The organism is Micromonospora sp. NPDC023644 (assembly GCF_040640115.1).
Lineage (GTDB): Bacteria > Actinomycetota > Actinomycetes > Mycobacteriales > Micromonosporaceae > Micromonospora.
In genome coordinates, this window is record NZ_JBFABA010000005.1 from 19162 (window position 1) to 37448 (window position 18287).

15 protein-coding genes are annotated in these 18287 nt (G+C 72.5%); 3 read left to right on the forward strand and 12 right to left on the reverse strand.

The annotated features are described in order from the left end of the window. The first annotated feature begins 193 nt into the window (after nucleotides 1–193). Together AB0G08_RS05775 and AB0G08_RS05780 are read left to right on the forward strand one after the other, a co-directional pair. Complete coding sequence (locus tag AB0G08_RS05775) at nucleotides 194–1909, forward strand: FAD-dependent oxidoreductase (RefSeq protein ID WP_358083650.1); 1716 nt, start codon at nucleotides 194–196, stop codon at nucleotides 1907–1909. Further along, nucleotides 1906–3165 carry an MFS transporter gene (locus AB0G08_RS05780; RefSeq protein WP_358083653.1) on the forward strand — a complete coding sequence of 420 codons (1260 nt, stop codon included), beginning with the start codon at nucleotides 1906–1908 and terminating at the stop codon, nucleotides 3163–3165. Before AB0G08_RS05775 ends, AB0G08_RS05780 begins: the two co-directional genes overlap by 4 nt. Nucleotides 3166–3485: 320 nt before the next feature. On the opposite strand, the gene cydC is transcribed toward AB0G08_RS05780, so the two are convergent. The 10 genes from cydC to AB0G08_RS05830 all read right to left on the reverse strand — a co-directional run bounded on the left by cydC (nucleotide 3486) and on the right by AB0G08_RS05830 (nucleotide 15835). Then, on the reverse strand, nucleotides 3486–5303 hold the full coding sequence (gene cydC, locus AB0G08_RS05785) for a thiol reductant ABC exporter subunit CydC (protein ID WP_358083656.1): 1818 nt from the start codon (nucleotides 5301–5303) through the stop codon (nucleotides 3486–3488). After that, on the reverse strand, nucleotides 5303–7024 hold the full coding sequence (locus tag AB0G08_RS05790; protein WP_358083659.1) for an ATP-binding cassette domain-containing protein: 1722 nt from the start codon (nucleotides 7022–7024) through the stop codon (nucleotides 5303–5305). Before AB0G08_RS05790 ends, cydC begins: the two co-directional genes overlap by 1 nt. After that, complete coding sequence (locus AB0G08_RS05795; protein WP_358083663.1) at nucleotides 7021–7818, reverse strand: ABC transporter ATP-binding protein; 798 nt, start codon at nucleotides 7816–7818, stop codon at nucleotides 7021–7023. The genes AB0G08_RS05790 and AB0G08_RS05795 overlap by 4 nt, the downstream gene beginning before the upstream one ends. Then, nucleotides 7815–8789, reverse strand: a complete 975-nt coding sequence (locus AB0G08_RS05800) for an iron chelate uptake ABC transporter family permease subunit (protein WP_358083666.1) — start codon at nucleotides 8787–8789, stop codon at nucleotides 7815–7817. The genes AB0G08_RS05795 and AB0G08_RS05800 overlap by 4 nt, the downstream gene beginning before the upstream one ends. Then, the gene (locus AB0G08_RS05805; protein WP_358083669.1) at nucleotides 8786–9760 is read right to left on the reverse strand and encodes an iron ABC transporter permease; all 975 of its coding nucleotides are present in this window, start codon (nucleotides 9758–9760) and stop codon (nucleotides 8786–8788) included. Before AB0G08_RS05805 ends, AB0G08_RS05800 begins: the two co-directional genes overlap by 4 nt. Continuing rightward, nucleotides 9757–10740 carry an ABC transporter substrate-binding protein gene (locus AB0G08_RS05810; protein ID WP_358083672.1) on the reverse strand — a complete coding sequence of 328 codons (984 nt, stop codon included), beginning with the start codon at nucleotides 10738–10740 and terminating at the stop codon, nucleotides 9757–9759. The genes AB0G08_RS05805 and AB0G08_RS05810 overlap by 4 nt, the downstream gene beginning before the upstream one ends. Before the next feature lie 475 nt (nucleotides 10741–11215). Further along, nucleotides 11216–11581 (reverse strand): hypothetical protein, encoded by a 366-nt coding sequence (locus AB0G08_RS05815; RefSeq protein WP_358083674.1) that lies wholly within the window; start codon nucleotides 11579–11581, stop codon nucleotides 11216–11218. A gap of 23 nt (nucleotides 11582–11604) precedes the next feature. Further along, nucleotides 11605–12033, reverse strand: a complete 429-nt coding sequence (locus tag AB0G08_RS05820) for a hypothetical protein (RefSeq protein WP_358083677.1) — start codon at nucleotides 12031–12033, stop codon at nucleotides 11605–11607. Between the two features lie 24 nt (nucleotides 12034–12057). Continuing rightward, nucleotides 12058–14655, reverse strand: a complete 2598-nt coding sequence (gene rph / locus AB0G08_RS05825) for a rifamycin-inactivating phosphotransferase (protein WP_358083679.1) — start codon at nucleotides 14653–14655, stop codon at nucleotides 12058–12060. A gap of 538 nt (nucleotides 14656–15193) precedes the next feature. Further along, nucleotides 15194–15835, reverse strand: a complete 642-nt coding sequence (locus tag AB0G08_RS05830) for a hypothetical protein (protein ID WP_358083682.1) — start codon at nucleotides 15833–15835, stop codon at nucleotides 15194–15196. 270 nt (nucleotides 15836–16105) lie between these two features. Here AB0G08_RS05830 and AB0G08_RS05835 point away from each other — a divergent pair, with 270 nt between their 5' ends. Further along, entirely contained in the window at nucleotides 16106–16774 is a 669-nt protein-coding gene (locus AB0G08_RS05835; RefSeq protein ID WP_358083685.1) for a hypothetical protein, read from the forward strand. A gap of 126 nt (nucleotides 16775–16900) precedes the next feature. Here the strand turns inward: AB0G08_RS05835 and AB0G08_RS05840 are convergent, their stop codons facing one another. Beyond that, the gene (locus AB0G08_RS05840; RefSeq protein ID WP_358083688.1) at nucleotides 16901–17449 is read right to left on the reverse strand and encodes a nucleotidyltransferase family protein; all 549 of its coding nucleotides are present in this window, start codon (nucleotides 17447–17449) and stop codon (nucleotides 16901–16903) included. Nucleotides 17450–17773: 324 nt separating this feature from the next. Continuing rightward, complete coding sequence (locus AB0G08_RS05845; protein WP_358083690.1) at nucleotides 17774–18226, reverse strand: SMI1/KNR4 family protein; 453 nt, start codon at nucleotides 18224–18226, stop codon at nucleotides 17774–17776. Nucleotides 18227–18287: the final 61 nt, after the last annotated feature.

The window sequence follows — 18287 nt, forward strand, 5'->3', positions numbered from 1 at the left end:
CTTGACAGCTGTCTAGCAACGATGCAAGGTAAGGCCATCGGTTCGACGAGAATCGAGATACCGATCAGTAGGGGCTGATGCGCCCTGGGTGTGCAACAGGGTCACGGCTGCCGACCGGGGTGCGTGACCGCCTGGGCGTGGGAGTCCGGCGGAACGCGTTTGCCCATGTCAGGAAGCAAGGAGAGTCGTCATCATGAGCGAGGACCAGACCGCCGCACCGTGCTGCGGCACCGCGCAGGCCGCCGAGCAGGCCAGCGCCTGCTGCGACCCGGGCGCCAAGACCGCAGCGGCCACTGCGGGCGCAAGCTGCTGCGGCCCCAGCAACGTATCAGCCACCGATGATGACACCGCGGCGGCGCAGACGGCCGAGGCGGCCAGGCGGGTCGACGGGCCGCACCCGATCGTGGTCATCGGCGCCGGCCCGGTGGGGCTCGCTGCGGCGGCGCACCTGCACGAGCGGGGACTGCCGTTCACCGTGCTCGAGGCCGGGCCCTCGGCGGGAGCGGCGGTGGCCGAGTGGGGCCACGTGCGGCTGTTCTCGCCGTGGCGGTACAACGTCGACCACGCCGCCCGCCGCCTGCTGGAGGCCGCCGGCTGGGCCGACCCCGACCCCGACGTGCTGCCCACCGGCGCCGACCTGGTCGAGGCGTACCTACAACCCCTGGCGAAGCTGCCGCAGCTCGCCCCGCACGTCCGCTACGACGCCCCCGTCTCGGCGATCGGCCGCGTCGGCGTGGACCGGGTCAAGACCGCCGGCCGCGAGAACGCGCCGTTCGTCGTGCGGCTCGCCACCGGCCAGGACGTACTCGCCGCAGCGGTGATCGACGCCTCCGGTACCTGGCGCACCCCGAACGTGCTCGGCGCCAACGGGCTTCCCGCGCACGGCGAGACCGACCCGCAGACCGCGACGCTGATCAACGGCGCGCTGCCCGACGTGCTCGGCGCCGACCGCGACCGGTTCGCCGGCCGGCACACCGTCGTCGTCGGCGCCGGACACTCCGCCGCGAACACACTGCTCGCGCTCGCCGAACTGGTCGAGCAGGAGCCAGGCACGACCATCACCTGGGCCACCCGCGGCGGCTCCATCGACCGGGCAATCGGCGGCGGGGACGCCGACGCGCTGCCCGGCCGCGGAGCCCTCGGAACCGGGATCAAGCTGCTCGTCGACACCGACCGCGTCCAGTTGGTCACCGGCTTCGCCGTGCACGCCGTCACCACCGTCAACGGGCACGCTGAACTGACCGCCGCTGACGGGCGGACCCTGACCGCCGACCGGATCGTCGCCGCCACCGGCTTCCGACCCGACCACACCATCGCCGCCGAACTGCGCCTCGATCTCGACCCCGCTCTTGGCTGCACCCGGACCCTTGCCCCGCTGATCGACCCGAACGAGCACTCCTGCGGCACCGTCCGCCCCCACGGCGTCGACGAACTCACCCAGCCCGAGCCCGGATACTTCGCCGTCGGCATGAAGTCCTACGGCCGTGCCCCGACCTTCCTCATGGCCACCGGCTACGAGCAAGTCCGCTCCATCACCGCAGCCCTGGCCGGAGACTGGACCGCCGCCCGCGACGTGCAGCTCGACCTGCCCGAAACCGGCGTCTGCTCCGCCACCCAGGGCTACAAGGCCCTGCTCGACGACGCCACCGCCCGCTACGGCCTCGCCCCGGACATCCCGAACCAGCTCATCTCCGCGGCCCTGCGCCACCTGCCCACCGCCGGCACCGTCGCCGCCGCCACCCGCGCCGCCGCCGACGAACTCGGCATCGACCCCGACATCGCACTGCAACTCGCCGCCCTCGCCGGTAACCAGTTCGACACCACCAGCCAAGACACCGCAGACGCCGGTCTGCCACGCGCCGAACTCGGCCTGGTCACCGTCTCCTCCGGTGGCGGCTGCTGCGGGTGACCACCAGCCCCACCACCGACGTCCCCGCCGGCGACACCAGCGCCGGCGGGGACCGCCGCGGACGGACCACTGTCGCCGCGCTCGCCATCACCCAGACCATCGGCTACGGCACCCTCTACTACGCCTTCGCCGTCCTGCTCACCCCACTCACCGCCGACCTGAACACCAGCACCACGGCGGTAACCGGGGCGTTCACCGTCAGCATCCTCGCCAGCGCGGCCCTGGCGGTGCCGATCGGTCGATGGCTCGACCACCACGGCGGCCGGGCCCTGATGACCGCAGGCTCCGCAGCCGGAGCGCTGCTCCTGCTGCTGTTCAGCCACATTGATCAGCTGTGGCAGCTGTACGCCGTGCAGGTGGGCATCGGCGTCGCCTGCGCCGCCAGCCTCTACGAAGCCGCGTTCGCCGTAGTCATCGCCCTCACCAGTCCCGAACGCCGCGCAAACTCCCTGCTCGCCGTCACCATCGTCGCCGGCTTCTCCAGCACCGTGTTCCTGCCGCTGACCGGATGGCTCGCCAACGCCCACGGCTGGCGCACCACCCTGCTCGTACTGGCCGCCCTTCAGGCGGTGACAGTGCCACTGCACGCCCTGCTGGTGCGCCGGCCCGTGCGCCGCACCCGGTCTCGGCGCACCACGGCGGCAGACAACGCGGCGGTGCAGGCGGCGCTGACCGACCCCGGATTCTGGCTGCTCGCGCTCGGGTTCACCGCCCACACCGCCGCGATCAGCGCCCTCACCGTCCACCTCATCGCGGCCCTCGTCTCGTGGGGGCATCAGCCAGCATTCGCCGCCACCGTCGCCGGGCTGCTCGGCGTGCTGTCCGTCGCCGGACGCCTCCTCGCCACCGGCCTGCAACGCCGCCACCGCACTACCACCGTCACCGCCGCCGTCTTCGCCGTCCAAGCAGCCGCCGCGTTGCTGCTGCCCGTCGTCGGCGCCACCACCGGCGGTGCAATCGGCGCCGTCATCGGCTTCGGCCTCGGCTTCGGCGTCGCCACCATCGCCAAGCCCGTGATCCTGGCCGAACGCTACGACGCCAACCGCTACGCCACCCTCGCCGGCATCCTCGTCGTTCCCATGACCCTCGCAAAAGCCGCCAGCCCTCTTGCGGCGGCCGCCCTTCAGGCCGCGACCGGCAGCTACATCCCGGTCCTGGCCGCTGCCGCGACCTGCTGCGCCGTCGCAGCCGCCGCCATCGCCGCAGTCATCTACCACCCGGCGGCGTCCGGAAACCGCACCCGCACGTCTCCGTAGAGGACGATCCGCGAATCGAGTTCCCCGTCTCGGTGCGCCGGACCGGTGCAGTGATCGACCAACTCGCGCACCGTGTCGAGCGAAGCGGCAGCTTCGGCCGCGAGTGCCAGGAGGCGAAAGCTCACGGCGGGACACGGTGGTGTCGTCGGCGGCCACCCGCCACGCCCTCAAGCGGCTCGGCAGCGCGCTGGACCGGTGGACGGCCTACCGCTGTACTTCGCTGCCGCGCCGGCCCTGATCGCGGCGTTCAGAAGCTCAGTCAGGGCCGCTGACCTGCGCAGGAGTGGGCCGCCAGGGAGTCGAACCCTGAGCCTGTGGAATCAAGGGCGTCGTGGTGTGTGCCGGTGGGCCGAGAGTTGATCGGCCAGCAGGCCGGCCAGGGGCTGCCGGTCGCGCAGCTCTTCGAAGGCGCCGTCGGCGACGACGCGGCCGGCGTCGAGCATCACGACGCGGTCGGCGCGCATGATCGTGGACAGGCGGTGGGCGATCACCAGGGTCGTCCGCCCGGCGCGGGCGGCGTCGAGGGCCTCAGCCAGGTCACGCTCGGTGCGAGCGTCGAGGTTCGCCACGGCCTCGTCGAGGACGAGGATCGGCGCCTCGGTGAGCAGTGCGCGGGCGACGGCGACCCGGGCCCGCTGGCCACCGGAGAGGGCGCCGCCCCGCTCCCCGACGGGGGTCTCCAACCGGCGTGGCAGTTCGTCGGCGAACGCGCTGACCTGTGCGGTGTCGGCGGCTCGTCGCAGGTCGGTGTCGGTGGCGTCGGGCCGGCCCAGGCGGATGTTGTCGGCGATCGACCCGGGGAAGAGATGCACGTCCTGGGGCACGACGGTGACCGTGCGCCGGAGGTCGGTGTCGGTGAGGTGCCGCAGGTCGACGCCGCCGACGGTGATCCGGCCAGCGGTGGGGTCGGCGTAGCGCAACAGCAGGTGGACGCAGGTGGACTTGCCGACGCCGGAGGCGCCGACCAGGGCGACGGTCTCGCCGGGACGGATCGTGAACGAGACGCCCGACAGCACCGGACGGCCGGGCAGGTAGCCGAAGTGCACGTCGTCGAAGGTCACCTCGCCACCGGCGGGCGCCGGCAGTGGGTCGGTCGGGGCGGTGACCGGTGCCGGGGCGCGCAGCAGGGTGTCGACGCGGTCAGCCGCGGCGCGGAGGACGCCGGCCTGCTTGAGCAGCAGCGCGACCTGGGCCGCCGGGCCGAGCACGGTTCCGGAGAGGACCACCGCGACCGGTGCGAGTGCGGGGTCCAGACGGCCCGTACCGACACCGTCGGCCACGACCAGCAGCCCGCCGACGCCGGCCACGGCCAGCAGCGCGTCGACGAGCGCCGTCTCCAGGCCCGCCCGGGCGGCGTTGGCCCGCTGCGCCCGGCCGAGCTGCCGGGTCCGCGCGGCCAGGTGGGCGCGCTGCCGGTCCATCGCCCCGAAGACGGTCAGCTCCCGCAGGCCCTGCACGGTGTCGACGATGTCGGCCGTCATGCTGGCGGTCGCCGCCCGCACCCGCGTGCCGTGCCGGTCGGCGTGGCGGCGCAGCAGCCACGGCACCACCGTGATCAGGCCGGCCAGCGGCAGCACCACGGCGGGCAGCCACGGGTCGATCGACGCGGCGAGCAGCGTGCCGGCGGTCAGGACGACGGTGGCGGTCAGCAGCTGCGCGATCGTGTGCGCGAAGAGCCATTCCAGGGTCTCCACGTCGGACAGCGCGACGGTGGTGAGGTCACCGGAGCGCCTGCCGGCCAGTCCGCCGGGCGCGATCCGGGTGATCGCGTCGTAGACCCGCAGTCGCAGGTCGGCCAGGACCCGGTAGGCCAGGTCGTGCGAGACGAGCATCTCCCACCAGGTGGCCGCGGCGATGACCGCCACCAGCCCGCCGAGCACCGCGGCGACCACGTCGACCGGTGTGGGAACCCCGCTCACCGCCCGTCCGAGCAGCCACGCGCCGAGGACCGCCGCGCCGGCGATGGCGAGCTGCCCGACGAGGTTCGCCGCCAGGGTCGCCCGGAAGGCCCCGGAGTGCCCCGCGATCGCGGGCAGCAGCCGCCGCAGCGCGCCGGGCTGCCGGCCGTCGGGCCCGGGCTCCGCGGCACGGCCGGTCGGCGGGGCGGCCGGGTCGGCTGCGAGGTCCGTCGTGACCATCAGGGCACCTCCTGCGCGGTGATGAGTTCTGCGTAGGCGCGGGTGGTGCGCAGCAGGTCGTCGTGGCTGCCGGTGGCGGTGATCCGGCCGTCGCGCATCAGCGCGATCCGGTCGGCGTGCAGGACGCTGGCGAGACGATGGGCGATGACCAGGCAGGTGCGCCCGCGCGTGGCGTCGGCCAGCGCCGTCACGATCTCGGCTTCCTGTCGTCTGTCCAGGTGGGAGGTGGCCTCGTCGAGGACGAGCACCGGGGTGTCGGCGAGCAGCGCGCGGGCGATGGCCAGTCGCTGCCGCTGCCCGCCGGAGAAGGTGGTGCCGCGCTCGCCCACGGCTGTCGCGTACCCGTCCGGCAGGGCCGTGATGAAGTCGTGTGCGCCGGCGGCGCGGGCCGCGGCCCGCAGGTCGGCGTCGGTGGCGTCCGGGCGGGCAAGGCGCAGGTTCTCCGCCACCGTGCCATGGAAGAGGTACGTCTCCTGCGCGACCACGGTCACCGTCCGGTGCAGCGCGTCGGGCGTCAGGTCGCGCAGGTCGACGCCGTCCACGGTGATCCGGCCGGTGTGTGGGTCGAGGTGCCGCAGCAGCAGGCTGGCCAGGGTCGACTTGCCCGCGCCGGACCGGCCGACCACCGCGACGGTCTCGCCGGGGGCCAGCCGCAGCGTCACGTCCCGCACCGCCGGCGACTCCCGGTCGGGGTAGCGGTAGCTGACCGCCTCGAGGGCGACCGCCGGGCCCTCGGTGAAACGGGGGGCGAGGCGGCCGGTGTGTGTCACCGGGGCCGGCGCGGTGAGCAGGTCGGTGAGGCCGTCGACGGCGGTGATGCCGAGGTAGCCGGCGTGCCAGTGCGCGCCCAGGTCGCGTACCGGCCGGAAGCACTCCACCGAGACCAGCAGCACCAGGAACGCGGTGGTCGCGTCGGCCCGGCCGCCGCTCGCGGCCACGGCCGCGGCGACGGTCGCCGCGGCGAGCCCGGCCTGGATGAGCAGGGCGCTGATCCCGCTCTCGATCAACGACAGCCGCAGCTGCGTCATGGTGGTGGCGTGCAGGTCGCGGTTGCGCGCCTCGATGCGGTCGCGCATTCGGCCGACCGCGCCGAAGGCCCGCAGGGCCGCGGCGCCCTGGAGGGTGTCGAGGAAGTCGGCGGCGAGCGCGGTGAAGGCCGCCCACCGTTCCCGGCCCCGCCGCAGGAGGGTGGCGTCCCACACCCGGGGGACGGTCAGCACCAGCAGCACGGCGGTGCCGAGCAGCGCCGCGGCGACGGGCGCGACGGTGGCCAGCCACCCCACCAGCGCCGTCGGGACGGCCACCGTGACGAGCACCTGCGGGACGTAGCGGCTGTAGTAGGCGTCGAGCCCTTCCACGCCGTCGACCAGCGTGGCCTGGGTGCGCCCGGTGCGCGCCCCGGTCAGCCAGGCCGGGCCCAGCTCGGCCAGCCGCGCCACCAACCGGTCGCGCAGCCGGGCCCGGATCCGGGCGCCCGCCGTGGCGGTCGCGACCTCCCGCCAGTACAGCAGCACGGCCCGGGTCACGATCACGGCGAGCACACCGGCCAGCAGCGGGGGAGTGGCGTCGAGGTCGCGGCGCGCCACCGCCGCCAGCGCCGCGGCGAGCAGCAGGGCCTGACCGACGTACGCGGCCGAGACCGCCACGCCGAGCGCCGCGCACCCGGCCACCGGGCCGGCGACGGCGCCGCCGAGCCGCACCAACTCCCGGTGGACGATCACGCCGCCTCCAGCGGGGTGTCCGCCAGCGCCCGGACGGCGCCGGTGTGCGCGTCGGTGACCACCCGGCCGCGTACGCCGAACACCGTGGCGAGCAGCTCCGGGGTGACCACCTCGACAGGCGGCCCGTCGGCGGCGACCCTGCCCTCGGCCAGCGCCACGACCCGGTCGGTGAACCGGGCGGCGTGGTCCAGTTCGTGCAGCACCGCCACCACGGTCAGGCCCCGCTCGGCGTGCAGGCGGCGCACCAGCGACAGCACCTCCAACTGGTGCCGTACGTCGAGGAAGGTGGTCGGCTCGTCCAGCAGCAGCACCGGGGTCCGCTGCGCGAGCGCGAGCGCGAGGCGGACCCGCTGGCGTTCGCCGCCGCTGAGCGTGTCCACCTCCCGCGCGGCGAGCCCCGCCACGTCCGCCGCGTCGAGTGCGGCGACCGCTTCGGCGTCCTCCGGGCGCCACAGCATCCCCAACGGCCCCCGGTGCGGGTAGCGGCCCTGCGCGACGAGTTGCCGCACGGTCATCCCCGGCATCGGCGGTAGCTGTTGGTGCAGCACGGCCACCTGCCGCGCCACGTCCCGCCGGCGCATCGCGTGTGCCGGGCAGCCGCGCAGCAGGACCCGCCCGCTCTCCGGCGAGTCGATGCCGGCGAGCAGCCGCAGCAGGGTCGACTTGCCGCAGCCGTTGCGGCCCACGAGCGCCACGCACTCGCCGGGACGGACGACCAGGGACACCCCGTCGAGCACCGGCCGGTCCCGGTACCGGTACCGGACCTCCTCCGCCGCGAACACCGGTTGCGTCATGACACCTCCACGTGAGACGACCTGCGCGCCACGACGACCAGGGCCACCGCCCCGAGCAGCGCGGTCACCGCGCCCGCCGGCACGCCCAGCCGCTGCGCGGCCGATCCGGACCGCACCATCACCGTCAACACCTGCGCGAGCGCGTCCGCACCCGCGACCGCACCCGCCCCGACCAGCGCGCCGGCCGGCAACGCCCGGCGCAGGTCCGCCCCGCACATCGCCCGGGCCACGTGGGGCACGACCAGCCCGACGAAGGCCAGCGCGCCGGCCAGCGCGACGGCCCCGGCAGCCAACGCCACCGCCAGCGCGAGGCCGACCGCGCGGGCCGGGCGGGGCGGCACACCGAGCGCGACGGCGTGCCCGTCACCGGCGGCCAGCACGCCCAGCGGGGCCGAGCACAGCCAGGCCAGCACCAGCGACACGACCAGCCACGGCCACGCGGTCTGCACGTGCGCCCAGACCCGGCCGTCGGTCGAGCCGACGAGCCAGCGCATCGCGTTGCCGAACCGACCCGGCTGGTACGCCAGCAACAGCGTGGTGACCCCGGCCAGCGCCGCCGACCCGAGCAGCCCGTACGCCGCCACCTGCGTCGTCGAGCCGTGCCGCGCCAGCAGCCACATCAGCGCGCCACCGAGGGCGCCGCCGGCCAGCGCGGCAAGGAGCGCGCCGGACGCCGAGTCCGCGGGCACCAGCCCGAGCTGGATGCCGGTGAGCACGCCGAGCACCGCGCCCGGACTCACCCCCGTCAGCTCCGGCGCGGCCAGCGGGTTGCGCAGCACGGCCTGCAACAGCAGTCCGGCCGCCCCCAGCCCGGCACCGGCGAGCAGCGCGGTGACCAGGCGAGGCAGCCGCAGCTCGACGAGTATCCGCTGCTCCAACGGGTCCAGCCGCGGCCAGTCCACGCCGTGGCCCACGGCCAGTTCCGCGACGGCCGCCGCGAGCAGCGCCCCGACCGCCCACCACCACCTCACGAGGTGCTCCGTCGCGCCAGCATGAGCAACCCGGCGACGATGCCGACGGCCGCCGTCCACGCGCCGAGCGGAGTCTCGGCCGGGGCGAAGACGTGTCGGGCGGCGAGGTCGGCGACCGTGGTGAACAGCGCGCCGATCGCCGCCGCCCAGGGCAGCAGGAGGCGCGCGTCGGCGGCCGGGCGCAGCCGGCGGGCAGCGTGGGGCGCGACGAAGCCGATCCACGCGATCGGTCCGCACGGTCCCACCACCACGGCGACCAGGACGGCGGCGAGCCCCAGCACGGCGATCCGGGCCCGGCCCACGTGCAGCCCGACGGCCGCCGCCGCCTCGTCACCGAGGCGCAGCACCCCGAGCGCGGGCAACGCCAGCACGACCAGCGGCACGCACGCCAGCAACCACGGCAGCGTCAGCCGGGCGTGGTCCCAGGTGATTCCCGTGAGGCTGCCGACCAGGTACCGGAACAGCGTGTCGTACTGCAGCCGGTCGGCAGCCGCCAGCACGGCCAACAGCACCGCCTGCAACGCGGTGGAGACCGCCGCGCCGATCAGCAGCACCGCGCCCGGGCCGCGACCCGTGCCGGCAGCAGCCAGGCACACCGCACCCCCAGACACCGCCCCGACCAGCGCCACCACCGGCTGGAGCGCCACCGGGACCGGCAACGCCCAGACCACCGTCACCGCCGCTGCCAGGGCGCCGCCGGTGGACACCCCCAACAGTTCCGGCACGGCCAGCGGATTGCGCAGTGCCGCCTGCATCAGCAGTCCCGCCGCCCCGACCGCCGCGCCGCCCAGGAGGGCGAGCAGCAGCCGTGGCATCCGCAGCTCCCACAGCACCACCCGCGCGACGTCCGCCTCTGCGGGCAGGCTCACGGCCAGGGTCGACCCGACCGCGACGGCGAGGGCGGCCACCAGCGTCAACGCCGCCGACCAGCGCGGCACCGGCCGGGGCACGGCGACGCCGAGCGCCGTCATGCGGTCGCCTTGGCGACCGCCTCGTCGAGAATCAACCCCAACGCGCGGGTGCCCCGGCCCGAGGCCCACAGCTCCGCCGGCACCTCGTACGCCCGGCCCTCCCGCACCGCCGTGATCCGCTTCCACACGGGGTTGGCGGCGTACTGGGCCGACACCGTCCTGGCGTCCGGGCCGAAGGTGAACGACTGGATGAACACGATGTCCGGGTCGCGCGTGAGGATCTCCTCCACGTTGTACGCCTGCGCGGTGTCGAAGCCGCCGCCCTTGCTCGGCCACGGGTAGTCGAACACCTGCGACAGCAGGTGGCCGAGCAGGTCGTCGGAGGTGTTGACCCCGATCGACGTGCCGCCGTACATCGCCAGCACGGTCGTCCCGTTCAGCCCACGCTCGGTCGAGGTGGCCCGGGCGGCGGCGAGCCGCTCGCGGAACGCGCGCTCGGCCAGCACCTGCTGGGCGCCGCGGTCGGTCAGCGTCGCCACGTCGCGTAGGTAGCGCACCGAGTCCTCGTACGTCTTCACCTCGACCAGCCACAGCGGCGCGAACTTCTCGATCGCCGGGCGAAGCTGATCGTGCGCTCCAGCGAGACCCATGACGAGGTCCGGCTTCGCGGCGGCGATGGCCGCCACGTCCTCGTTGCCGAACATGCCTGGCAGGGTGGGCACGGCCCTGCCGGCCTCCCCGAGGTAGTCGGGACGGGCGACGAGCTTCGGCGTGGTGGTCGCCGCCGGCGTCAGACCCAGTTCCACCAGCGCGTCGTCGCACAGCCCGGTGAGGCAGACGATCCGGTCCGGCTTCGACTTCAGGCTGACCGTCTGCCCTCGTACGTCGGTCAGGCTCAACGCGTGGGTCACCGCCTCCACCGGCGGCGCGGAGGGCGCGGGGGCGGCAGCGGGCTGTGCCGGTGCGGAGGGACCGGCGCAGCCGGTCAACGTGACACCGGCGGCGAGCAGGGAGGCCAGAGCGAGACGTAGTCGTGTCACAACCGAGAACTTTCGTCGGGAGGCAGGCAACGCGGTAACGATAACGGTTGTCATAAGCGTTTTCGCTTCGGGGTCGGGGCCGCCCGCGAGCCGGATGGCGGCGACCGCCGACGGCAGCCCCGCTGAGGGCGTCCGGCAGCGCACCGCCGTCAGCCGAACCGGTCAGACGGACAGTCGCCGGACGGCCGGTCGTGTCTGGTCCGACGTCCGGCCGCCCGGTCCACCACACCTGCCAGGTGTCACCGCCATGGCGGCGGGTAGCAGGCGAAGATGACACCGACCAGTGCAGTTCGCATCGCTGGCACGTCCGCTCCGAGCGCCGTCACCCACCTCGACATGGCGCTACCCGCCAGACCCACCAGCAGCGCCGGCGAGGGCAACGTCGCGCGCCCGGCCCCCGGGCCCACCGACCCCCGCTGCGGGTCGGCCGCCCGCTGGATCACCGGTCTCGTTCCGCACCCGGTCCGCGACACGGTCACGGCCGTCGCGCCCGAGGCGTCGCGATGACGGGCCCGGTGAGCGACGAGCCCGCCGGCGAGCTGGAGGTCGTGCACACCTTCACCGGGCCGATGCCGACCGGCGTGAGCGTCTCGCACACGGGACGAGTCTTCGTCAACTTCCCCAGGTGGGGCGACGAGGTGCCCGCCACGGTCGTCGAGCTGCGCGACGGCGCGGAGGTGCCGTTTCCCGACCAGCGGTTGAACAGCCCGTCGGCCGACGACGACGCCCAGGCGTTCGTGTCCGTGCAGAGCATCGTGGTCGACCCGGCCGACCGGCTCTGGGTGCTCGACACCGGCAGCCCCATCGTCTTCTCTCCCCAGGTGGCACCGGGCAGCACCACGTCGGCCAGCTCGGCGGTCTCGGTCAGGAACAGGTCTGCACCACCACGAACAGTTCCGGCTTCGCCAGGACGCGCCGGACGCGCGACAGGTCGGGCAGGGACACGGCCGGGTTGGTGGCGCTGATCCAGAGCAGCTTGATCGAGCCCTGCTCCGCGTACCGGAAGATCTGCATGGCGTGCGTCGGCGGCGCCCAGTGCGGGATGGTGTCGACCTCGACGTTCCAGAGCCGGGCCAGCTCCTCGATGTGCGCGGTGTTCTCCCAGTTGCGCAGGCCCGGCAGGTCCCCGTCGGCGCCGGTCTCCCGGGTGTTCTGCGCGGTGGGCTGGCCGTTCATCTGGTAGATCCCGGCGCCGGGCCAGCCGATCATGCCCCGGATCAGGTGCAGGTTGCCGCCGGCCAGGGCATCGAGTTCCTCACCGGTGATGACGCCGGTACCAGCCTCGGGCGCCATGACCGCACGCATCGCGGTGGTCGGTCAGGGCAGGATTTCGACGTACCCGTCGGTCGCGTGCACGCGGATCCGCTGCCCGTCCCGGATCAGCGTGGTCGCATGCTCCACGCCGACGAGGGCCGGCAGGCCGTACTCCCGGGCGATCACCGCCCCGTGGGTCATGAGGCCGCCCACCTCCGTCACCAGTCCCTGGATCGCGACGAACAGGGGTGACCAGCTCGGGTCGGTGTAGGCGGTGACCAGGATGTCGCCTGGTTCGAGAGCGGCGCTGGCCAGGTCCAGGACGACGCGGGCCCGCCCCTCGACGATCCCGCCGGAGACCGGGAGACCGACCAGCGCGCCGGGCGGCGCATCGTCGCGTCGGTACGCGCCGGCGATGCCCTCACCCTCCGACGTGAGCACCCGGGGCGGGGTGAGTGTCCGGTACGACCTGAAGGCGTCCTTCCGCCGGTGGATGAGCTGGTCATCCACCGTGTTCGTGCGCACGACGTCATGCAGTTCCTGGAACGTGAGGTAGAAGACGTCCTCCCTCTCCGCGAGCACGTTGGCCCGCACGAGACGCTCGGCCTCCTCCAGCAGGGCCCGCTTGTAGACGAGGTAGCGGCTGACGATGGCGTACTTCGGATACTCCCGGTACCCGATGAAGGTCCGGACCCGGTCGATCATCCGCTTCGTCTCCTCCGCCTTGCGCTCCCCGTCCGGCAGGGCACGCAGGCGCTCCAGAACCTCCCGTTCCTTCTGCTCCGCCTGCTGGCGCCCCTGCTCGAAGCGCCGCTTGCGGGCCCCCGGCCCGAAGTGCCTGACGTGGTCGAGGATGACGGGCACGAGCGTGGTGGGGCGTTCGCTCCAGCGCGGCCTCGTGATGTCGATCTCGCCGACGCAGCGCATGCCGTACCTGTCGAGATAGGCCCGGATGGCGTCTCGCGCTTCCTGGCCGCCCGGAAGCCCGGGCAGCTCGTCCAGGAAGCCCTCGTCCTCGACCTCCCGCAGAAAGGCCACCACCTCCGGATGCGGGCGGATGACGTCGGCGACGTCCAGGAGTGCCAGCCCCATCTCCGACGTGACGTTGTGCGGCGCGGACAACGTGAGCGTGTCGGCCACGTTCTTCTCGCCCAGCCACGCCTGCAGTTGCTCATTGAGCCACCACGAGGCCTCCATCCCCGCCGTGATCACCTGCATGCTCCGTGGATCGGCCAGGAGCCGCTTGTGCTCCTGGAAGGCCGCCAGGAGGAAGTCGAACCGCGCCGGCCCGGATGTCGTGGCGATGTCGTGCCGCAAGGCGGCGATGGAGGCCTGACTGCGTTCGATCAGGTCGGTGACGATCGCCGGGTCGGTCTCGACCGGGGCGGGCGCGTTGCCCGCTGGCGACCCTGTCGGGCCCTGATCGGGCAGCGACGGAACGAAGTCGCCGCGGTCGATGACGCTCTCCAGCGCGTCCCTGATCAGCGGATCGGACCTGCCCAGGAGCCTCAGCAGGCCGGCGCGGCTCGAAGGCGATGCCAGGGCCCGGGTGACGTCGACGAACAGCCTCCCACCGGCGGCGTGCATCGGCGCGAGGGCCGTCAGTTGCCACATGGAGAGCCCCAGGGGCTTCATGGCGTCCGTCATCATCTGCTGGTGGCCGACGGAGACGTAGACGTGGTTCTCTCCGTCGCCAGCCTCGGGGACGGGGAACAGCGTGGTGATCGGCCGGCTCTGCACGATCTGGAAGTCGTCGTCGACGAGGCACCATTCGATGTCCTGGGGCTGGCCGAAGTGGGCTTCGATCCGCCGGCCCAGCTCCACCAGCCGCACGACCTGCGCGTCCGTCAGTGCCGGCTGCTCCTGCCGCTCCGGCTCGATCGCCTGTTTCGTCGTTCCGCCGGCCGGCCGGGCGTGGACGGCGAGCCGCTTGGTGGCGATCGCCCTGTCGATGATCACGCCGTCCCGCACCCGGTAGGCGTCCGCGTTCACCAGCCCGGAGACCAGCGCCTCGCCGAGGCCGAAGCTGGCCTCCACGGAGGCGACCTTGCGGTTGGACGTGACGGGGTCGGCCGTGAAGAGGACGCCGGCCGCCTGCGGGAAGGCCATCTTCTGTACGACGACGGCCATGTGGACCGTGCGGTGGTCGATGCCGTTGCGTTGCCGGTAGGTCACGGCCCGCTCGGTAAAGAGCGAGGCCCAGCACCGGCTGACGTGCTGGAGGATCGCCGTCAGTCCGATGACGTTCAGATACGTGTCCTGTTGGCCTGCGAAGGAGGCCGTCGGCAGGTCCTCCGCCGTCGCGCTGGATCGGACGGCGTAGGCGGCTCGATCACCGAGCTGGGTGAGCGCCCGGGTGATCGCCCCCGCCACATCGTCGGGGAGAACGACCGCTTCGATGGCCCGGCGGATCTGCGCACTGAGTGTGCGGAGCGCCTCCTGGTCGTCCGGGTCCAGGTGCGACAGCTGATCGAGCCGATCGTCGATCGACGGCGCTTCGGCCAAGATCCGCCGGAAGGCCTCTGTCGTCACGCAGAAACCAGCTGGCACGCGGATGCCGTCGATCCGCGACATCGCCCCCAGGTGCGCGCCCTTGCCGCCAACGACCGCGACCTGCGTCTGGTCGACCTCCCGGAGACCCACCACGTACTGCTCGATCATCGCGACACCTCCGAGGTGGTCGTCCTGCGTCGTGTCCCACCGGCCGGGCGGATCACCGGCGTCTCGAGCGCGGTCGAACCTTCCGTGGCCGTTTGCAACTTTCCTTGCCGTCCCCTCTGACTGTCGGCCGGCCGCTCCGCCCACCCGGGCGGTCCGCACGCCCGCATCTGCGTGCCGAACGGCCGCGATCGCACTCCGAATGCCACCAGCGGTTCGACGTCACTGCGCCTTCGGTGGGTCGACAACGACACACGCATGGCGTGCCCCAATTCCTCGTCCGTTCTCGGGTCCGGCCGACGATTCTGCGGCAGGAACCGGGTCTTGCGGCAAGCCCCCCGTCGCGGTATATGTTGATGTGGGAGCCTTGCAATCTTGTTTTCTGCTGCGACCGGAATCGTTCTCGCGAAGCGCGGCTTTTCGCGAAGCGCGGCGCAGATCCTCGAACTCCGACAGCTGTGACCGACTCCGGTTCCATCGCCATGGTGACTCCCTCACCTGTGGCATATGGACTGTGATCTTTCGGTTCGGCGCTGTGCCGTCAGTTGCCCGGCAGGATGTACCACCAGCCGTCGCCGAGGTGCTGTCCGCCGGCGACCCGGACGGGCTGGCCGAAAAGGTCGACGACCAGGTCCGGCCGGGGTGCTGCGTCGAGGTAGACGTATCCGCCGGCGTCGTCCGGGATACCGGTCCACTGCGGCAGGAACACCACCGGCTTGTCGTCCTGGCGGCCGACGACCGCTGCGCGGCCGTTGGTGGACAGGTCCCGCAGGTGCAGCGGGAGGCGCTGGCCGTAGTACTCGCGGGAGGTCCCGATCCGCCCCTCCTGGACACCGTCGGCCACCGCGTCGAACGCCCAGCGGTGCGAGGCCCAGTACGACGCGGGGTGGAACAGCCCCCAGTTGGTGAACCACGCGCAGACACCGACGAGCAAGACGGCAGTGGCGAGCGCCGCCGAAGCGCCTGTGGGGACGGCACCGCGCGCCAGTCGCACCGTCAGCGTCAGGGCGATGAGCCACACCGCGAGCTCGAACGGGGGAATGACGAACAGCAGCAGTGAGGCGTTGGGCAGGTCTGCCATCTCGACCCACGCCACCCCGAGCCAGGCCGCCAGTAGGCCGATCCAGCCGTACCGCCGCACCGGCCGCACCGTCGCGGCCGTGACCGCCCCCGTGTCCGACATGGCGACATCATGCCCGACGGCGTGGCTCTCCGGCGCGAGAGCCGAGGTGTCCGCACGCTGGAACCCGACGACCCCGCGACCCTGATCTGGGAGCTTGGGACGGTTGACCCTCGGGCAGCGCCGGCGTCGCGGGCGAGGACCAGTGCGCCGTAGCCGGGGATCCGCGCGTGTCGGTCTGCCCGACAGCAGGCCCGTTCAGGCGATCCTTGACCGAGATTCCCTCGACGCTTCTCGCTTGACCGTCCTGACTGGACTTGTGAGAGTCGGCTGATGATCGTGGTCCAGCGGGTGCTGACGGCATGGACAAAGCGGTCGCGGGGCGCACCCGGCGCGGTACGACGTAACGCCGTAGCGGAGATGTTCCGGCTGCCCCATGGCGACCCGGCCGCCCCTGAGGAATGGGTGAAGCGGTCGCGAGGTGCGCGAAGGGTGGCGCGACGCGACGCGGCCGCCAAGGCACTCCAGCTGCCACCACCCGGGGGCCAGGCCGAGGTGCTTGTCCACCAGGTCGTTGCCCGTGAGGAGGACGACTTCGTGGTGCGACAGACGGCGGCCAGGCTCACCCTGCCGGAAGTCGGGCCGTTCAGCTCGGCTGGCGTGCAGTTGGAGATGGTGGCCGGGCAGCTCGTGGTGGCCGGCGACACCCGTGTCTGGTGTCAGTGCTTCACCGTCTTCCCGCCGCGCCCGAATGACACGGTGCTCCGTCTGCCGGTCGGCCAGTGGGGGCGTTGGCGCCTCAACTTCCGGCTCTGGGAGGACTGGGGCAACTGCGAGTGGCAGTACCAGAAATGGGTGGTCAACGTCGCCCATCTGGCCGGCCCGCCGCCGGCCGACCTGTTCCAGGTGACGGAGGCGGCCGACATCGTCGACGACATGGTCCGGCTCTCGCGCCCGACACGGTCGCAGGACCGACGGATCTTTCGGTCCGGGCGCCGTTGAAGGTGTCCGACCAGCGACACCAAGAGGCGTCGCGGGCCGGACGGCATCCGGATCGTCGACGAAGCGCGCTCACGCCGAGTAGAGGACGTCCTGTCGGGGCCAGCCGTCCTTCGCTTGACGTGAGCGCTAGATCTCCAGCCGCAGCCCGGCCCATCGGTCGAGCCATCCCTTGACCGTCACGCGGCGCTGTACCGTCGCGCGGCCCGCTGCGTTGTCGAAGGCTGGAGAGGGGCGGACAACCATGTTCACAAGGTCAGCCAGCCCATGGCAGGAGACCAGGCGAACAGAACCACCCCGAAGAGTAACCGCGACGCACGTTGCCGTTTCGGGCCAGCGCGACATCGCGTCCAGGGCGGACGTGTAGGGCTCATCGCCATTGCGCAGATGCATCCGTGCTTGATTACGGATCTCCCACGGCACCCCAGGCAGGGCCACCATGGCTTGGGCTTCGGCGCGTGCGTCCTCGCGTGGGTCCAGCTTCTCCGGGTCGAAGTAGGCGACATCCACGTCGCGCTCCGGCGAGAACGGGAGGTTGCTGATCGTGTCCCAGACGCGGTTGCGTACGAAGCCGGCACCGATCCACCAGTCCGGTAGTCCAAGGTCGGCCGTAGCCCAAAGGACTCTCATCGCTCCCGGGTCTGACTCGATCACGCCCACCACGTCCTGCGCGCTCATGACCACTCCAGGGACCCTAGACCAGCGGACGAACGCACCGCTCGAGAGGCGGGGTCGAGGGCGGAGCGAAGCCCGGCACCGACCCGCTTCGGTGCGATCATCACCGCAGACATCCGCTCATGCCGCGAAGCGGTGCAAGCCGTTCCATTGGTGATCGGCGGCTCCACCGTCCCGCGCCTGGCGGCAGAAAGGACGGGTCGCAGCCAGCGGTAACCACTATTTCAGACAGTTCGTCGCACTCCCGGAACGGTTGTGGCCAGGCGTTGGCCCGGCTGCTGGAACTCATCAGTGTGGTCTGGCAGATACGCCGCGCACCGGCTCTCGTCAGGCCTTGAGCCCGTAGCTTGCAAGGAACTCGAGGAAGTCTCGGGCGACGAGCTCGTCATCGCCGGCGTCGTGAAAGCGAAACCAGACCTGCTCGTGGCAGTGGCCGTCGATCACTGGGAAGCCCCAGTGGTCGCCGGTGCCGACCGGGGCGACTGCGACGAAGCTGCGGTCGGGAAACTCCCGGTCGTTGACGGTACGGAGGTCGTCCCGCGACGAGGGCACGGGCACAATCGGGAACAACTCGACGAAGCCGAACTCGCCCCCGCCGTAGCGCATCATGAACGCCTTGTACTTGTCCGGAAGAGCTACCGCCATCTCCCGCTCGACGCTCGTAATCTCCTTCTGGGTGGCGGTATGGCCTTCGATAAGCGCGAACCCATACTCGGCTTGTTCCGTAACCGACTTCCGGCGAAGTGGCTCCGCCAGCGCCTCGAACTGCGCAAGCTCCATGCGCGGATCCTACGCATCGCCTTATCAACCGCGACTCACTCAACTGCCGCCGATCGCGCGC

What these genes read in the sequence shown, in the direction of transcription:
- AB0G08_RS05820 (WP_358083677.1), bottom strand. Translation starts at nt 12,033, where the DNA reads ATGGCGCCCGAGGCTGGTACCGGCGTCATCACCGGTGAGGAACTCGAT.
- AB0G08_RS05835 (WP_358083685.1), top strand. Translation starts at nt 16,106, where the DNA reads ATGATCGTGGTCCAGCGGGTGCTGACGGCATGGACAAAGCGGTCGCGG.
- AB0G08_RS05840 (WP_358083688.1), bottom strand. Translation starts at nt 17,449, where the DNA reads ATGAGCGCGCAGGACGTGGTGGGCGTGATCGAGTCAGACCCGGGAGCG.
- rph (WP_358083679.1), bottom strand. Translation starts at nt 14,655, where the DNA reads ATGATCGAGCAGTACGTGGTGGGTCTCCGGGAGGTCGACCAGACGCAG.
- cydC (WP_358083656.1), bottom strand. Translation starts at nt 5,303, where the DNA reads ATGGTCACGACGGACCTCGCAGCCGACCCGGCCGCCCCGCCGACCGGC.
- AB0G08_RS05775 (WP_358083650.1), top strand. Translation starts at nt 194, where the DNA reads ATGAGCGAGGACCAGACCGCCGCACCGTGCTGCGGCACCGCGCAGGCC.
- AB0G08_RS05845 (WP_358083690.1), bottom strand. Translation starts at nt 18,226, where the DNA reads ATGGAGCTTGCGCAGTTCGAGGCGCTGGCGGAGCCACTTCGCCGGAAG.
- AB0G08_RS05805 (WP_358083669.1), bottom strand. Translation starts at nt 9,760, where the DNA reads ATGACGGCGCTCGGCGTCGCCGTGCCCCGGCCGGTGCCGCGCTGGTCG.
- AB0G08_RS05830 (WP_358083682.1), bottom strand. Translation starts at nt 15,835, where the DNA reads ATGTCGGACACGGGGGCGGTCACGGCCGCGACGGTGCGGCCGGTGCGG.
- AB0G08_RS05795 (WP_358083663.1), bottom strand. Translation starts at nt 7,818, where the DNA reads ATGACGCAACCGGTGTTCGCGGCGGAGGAGGTCCGGTACCGGTACCGG.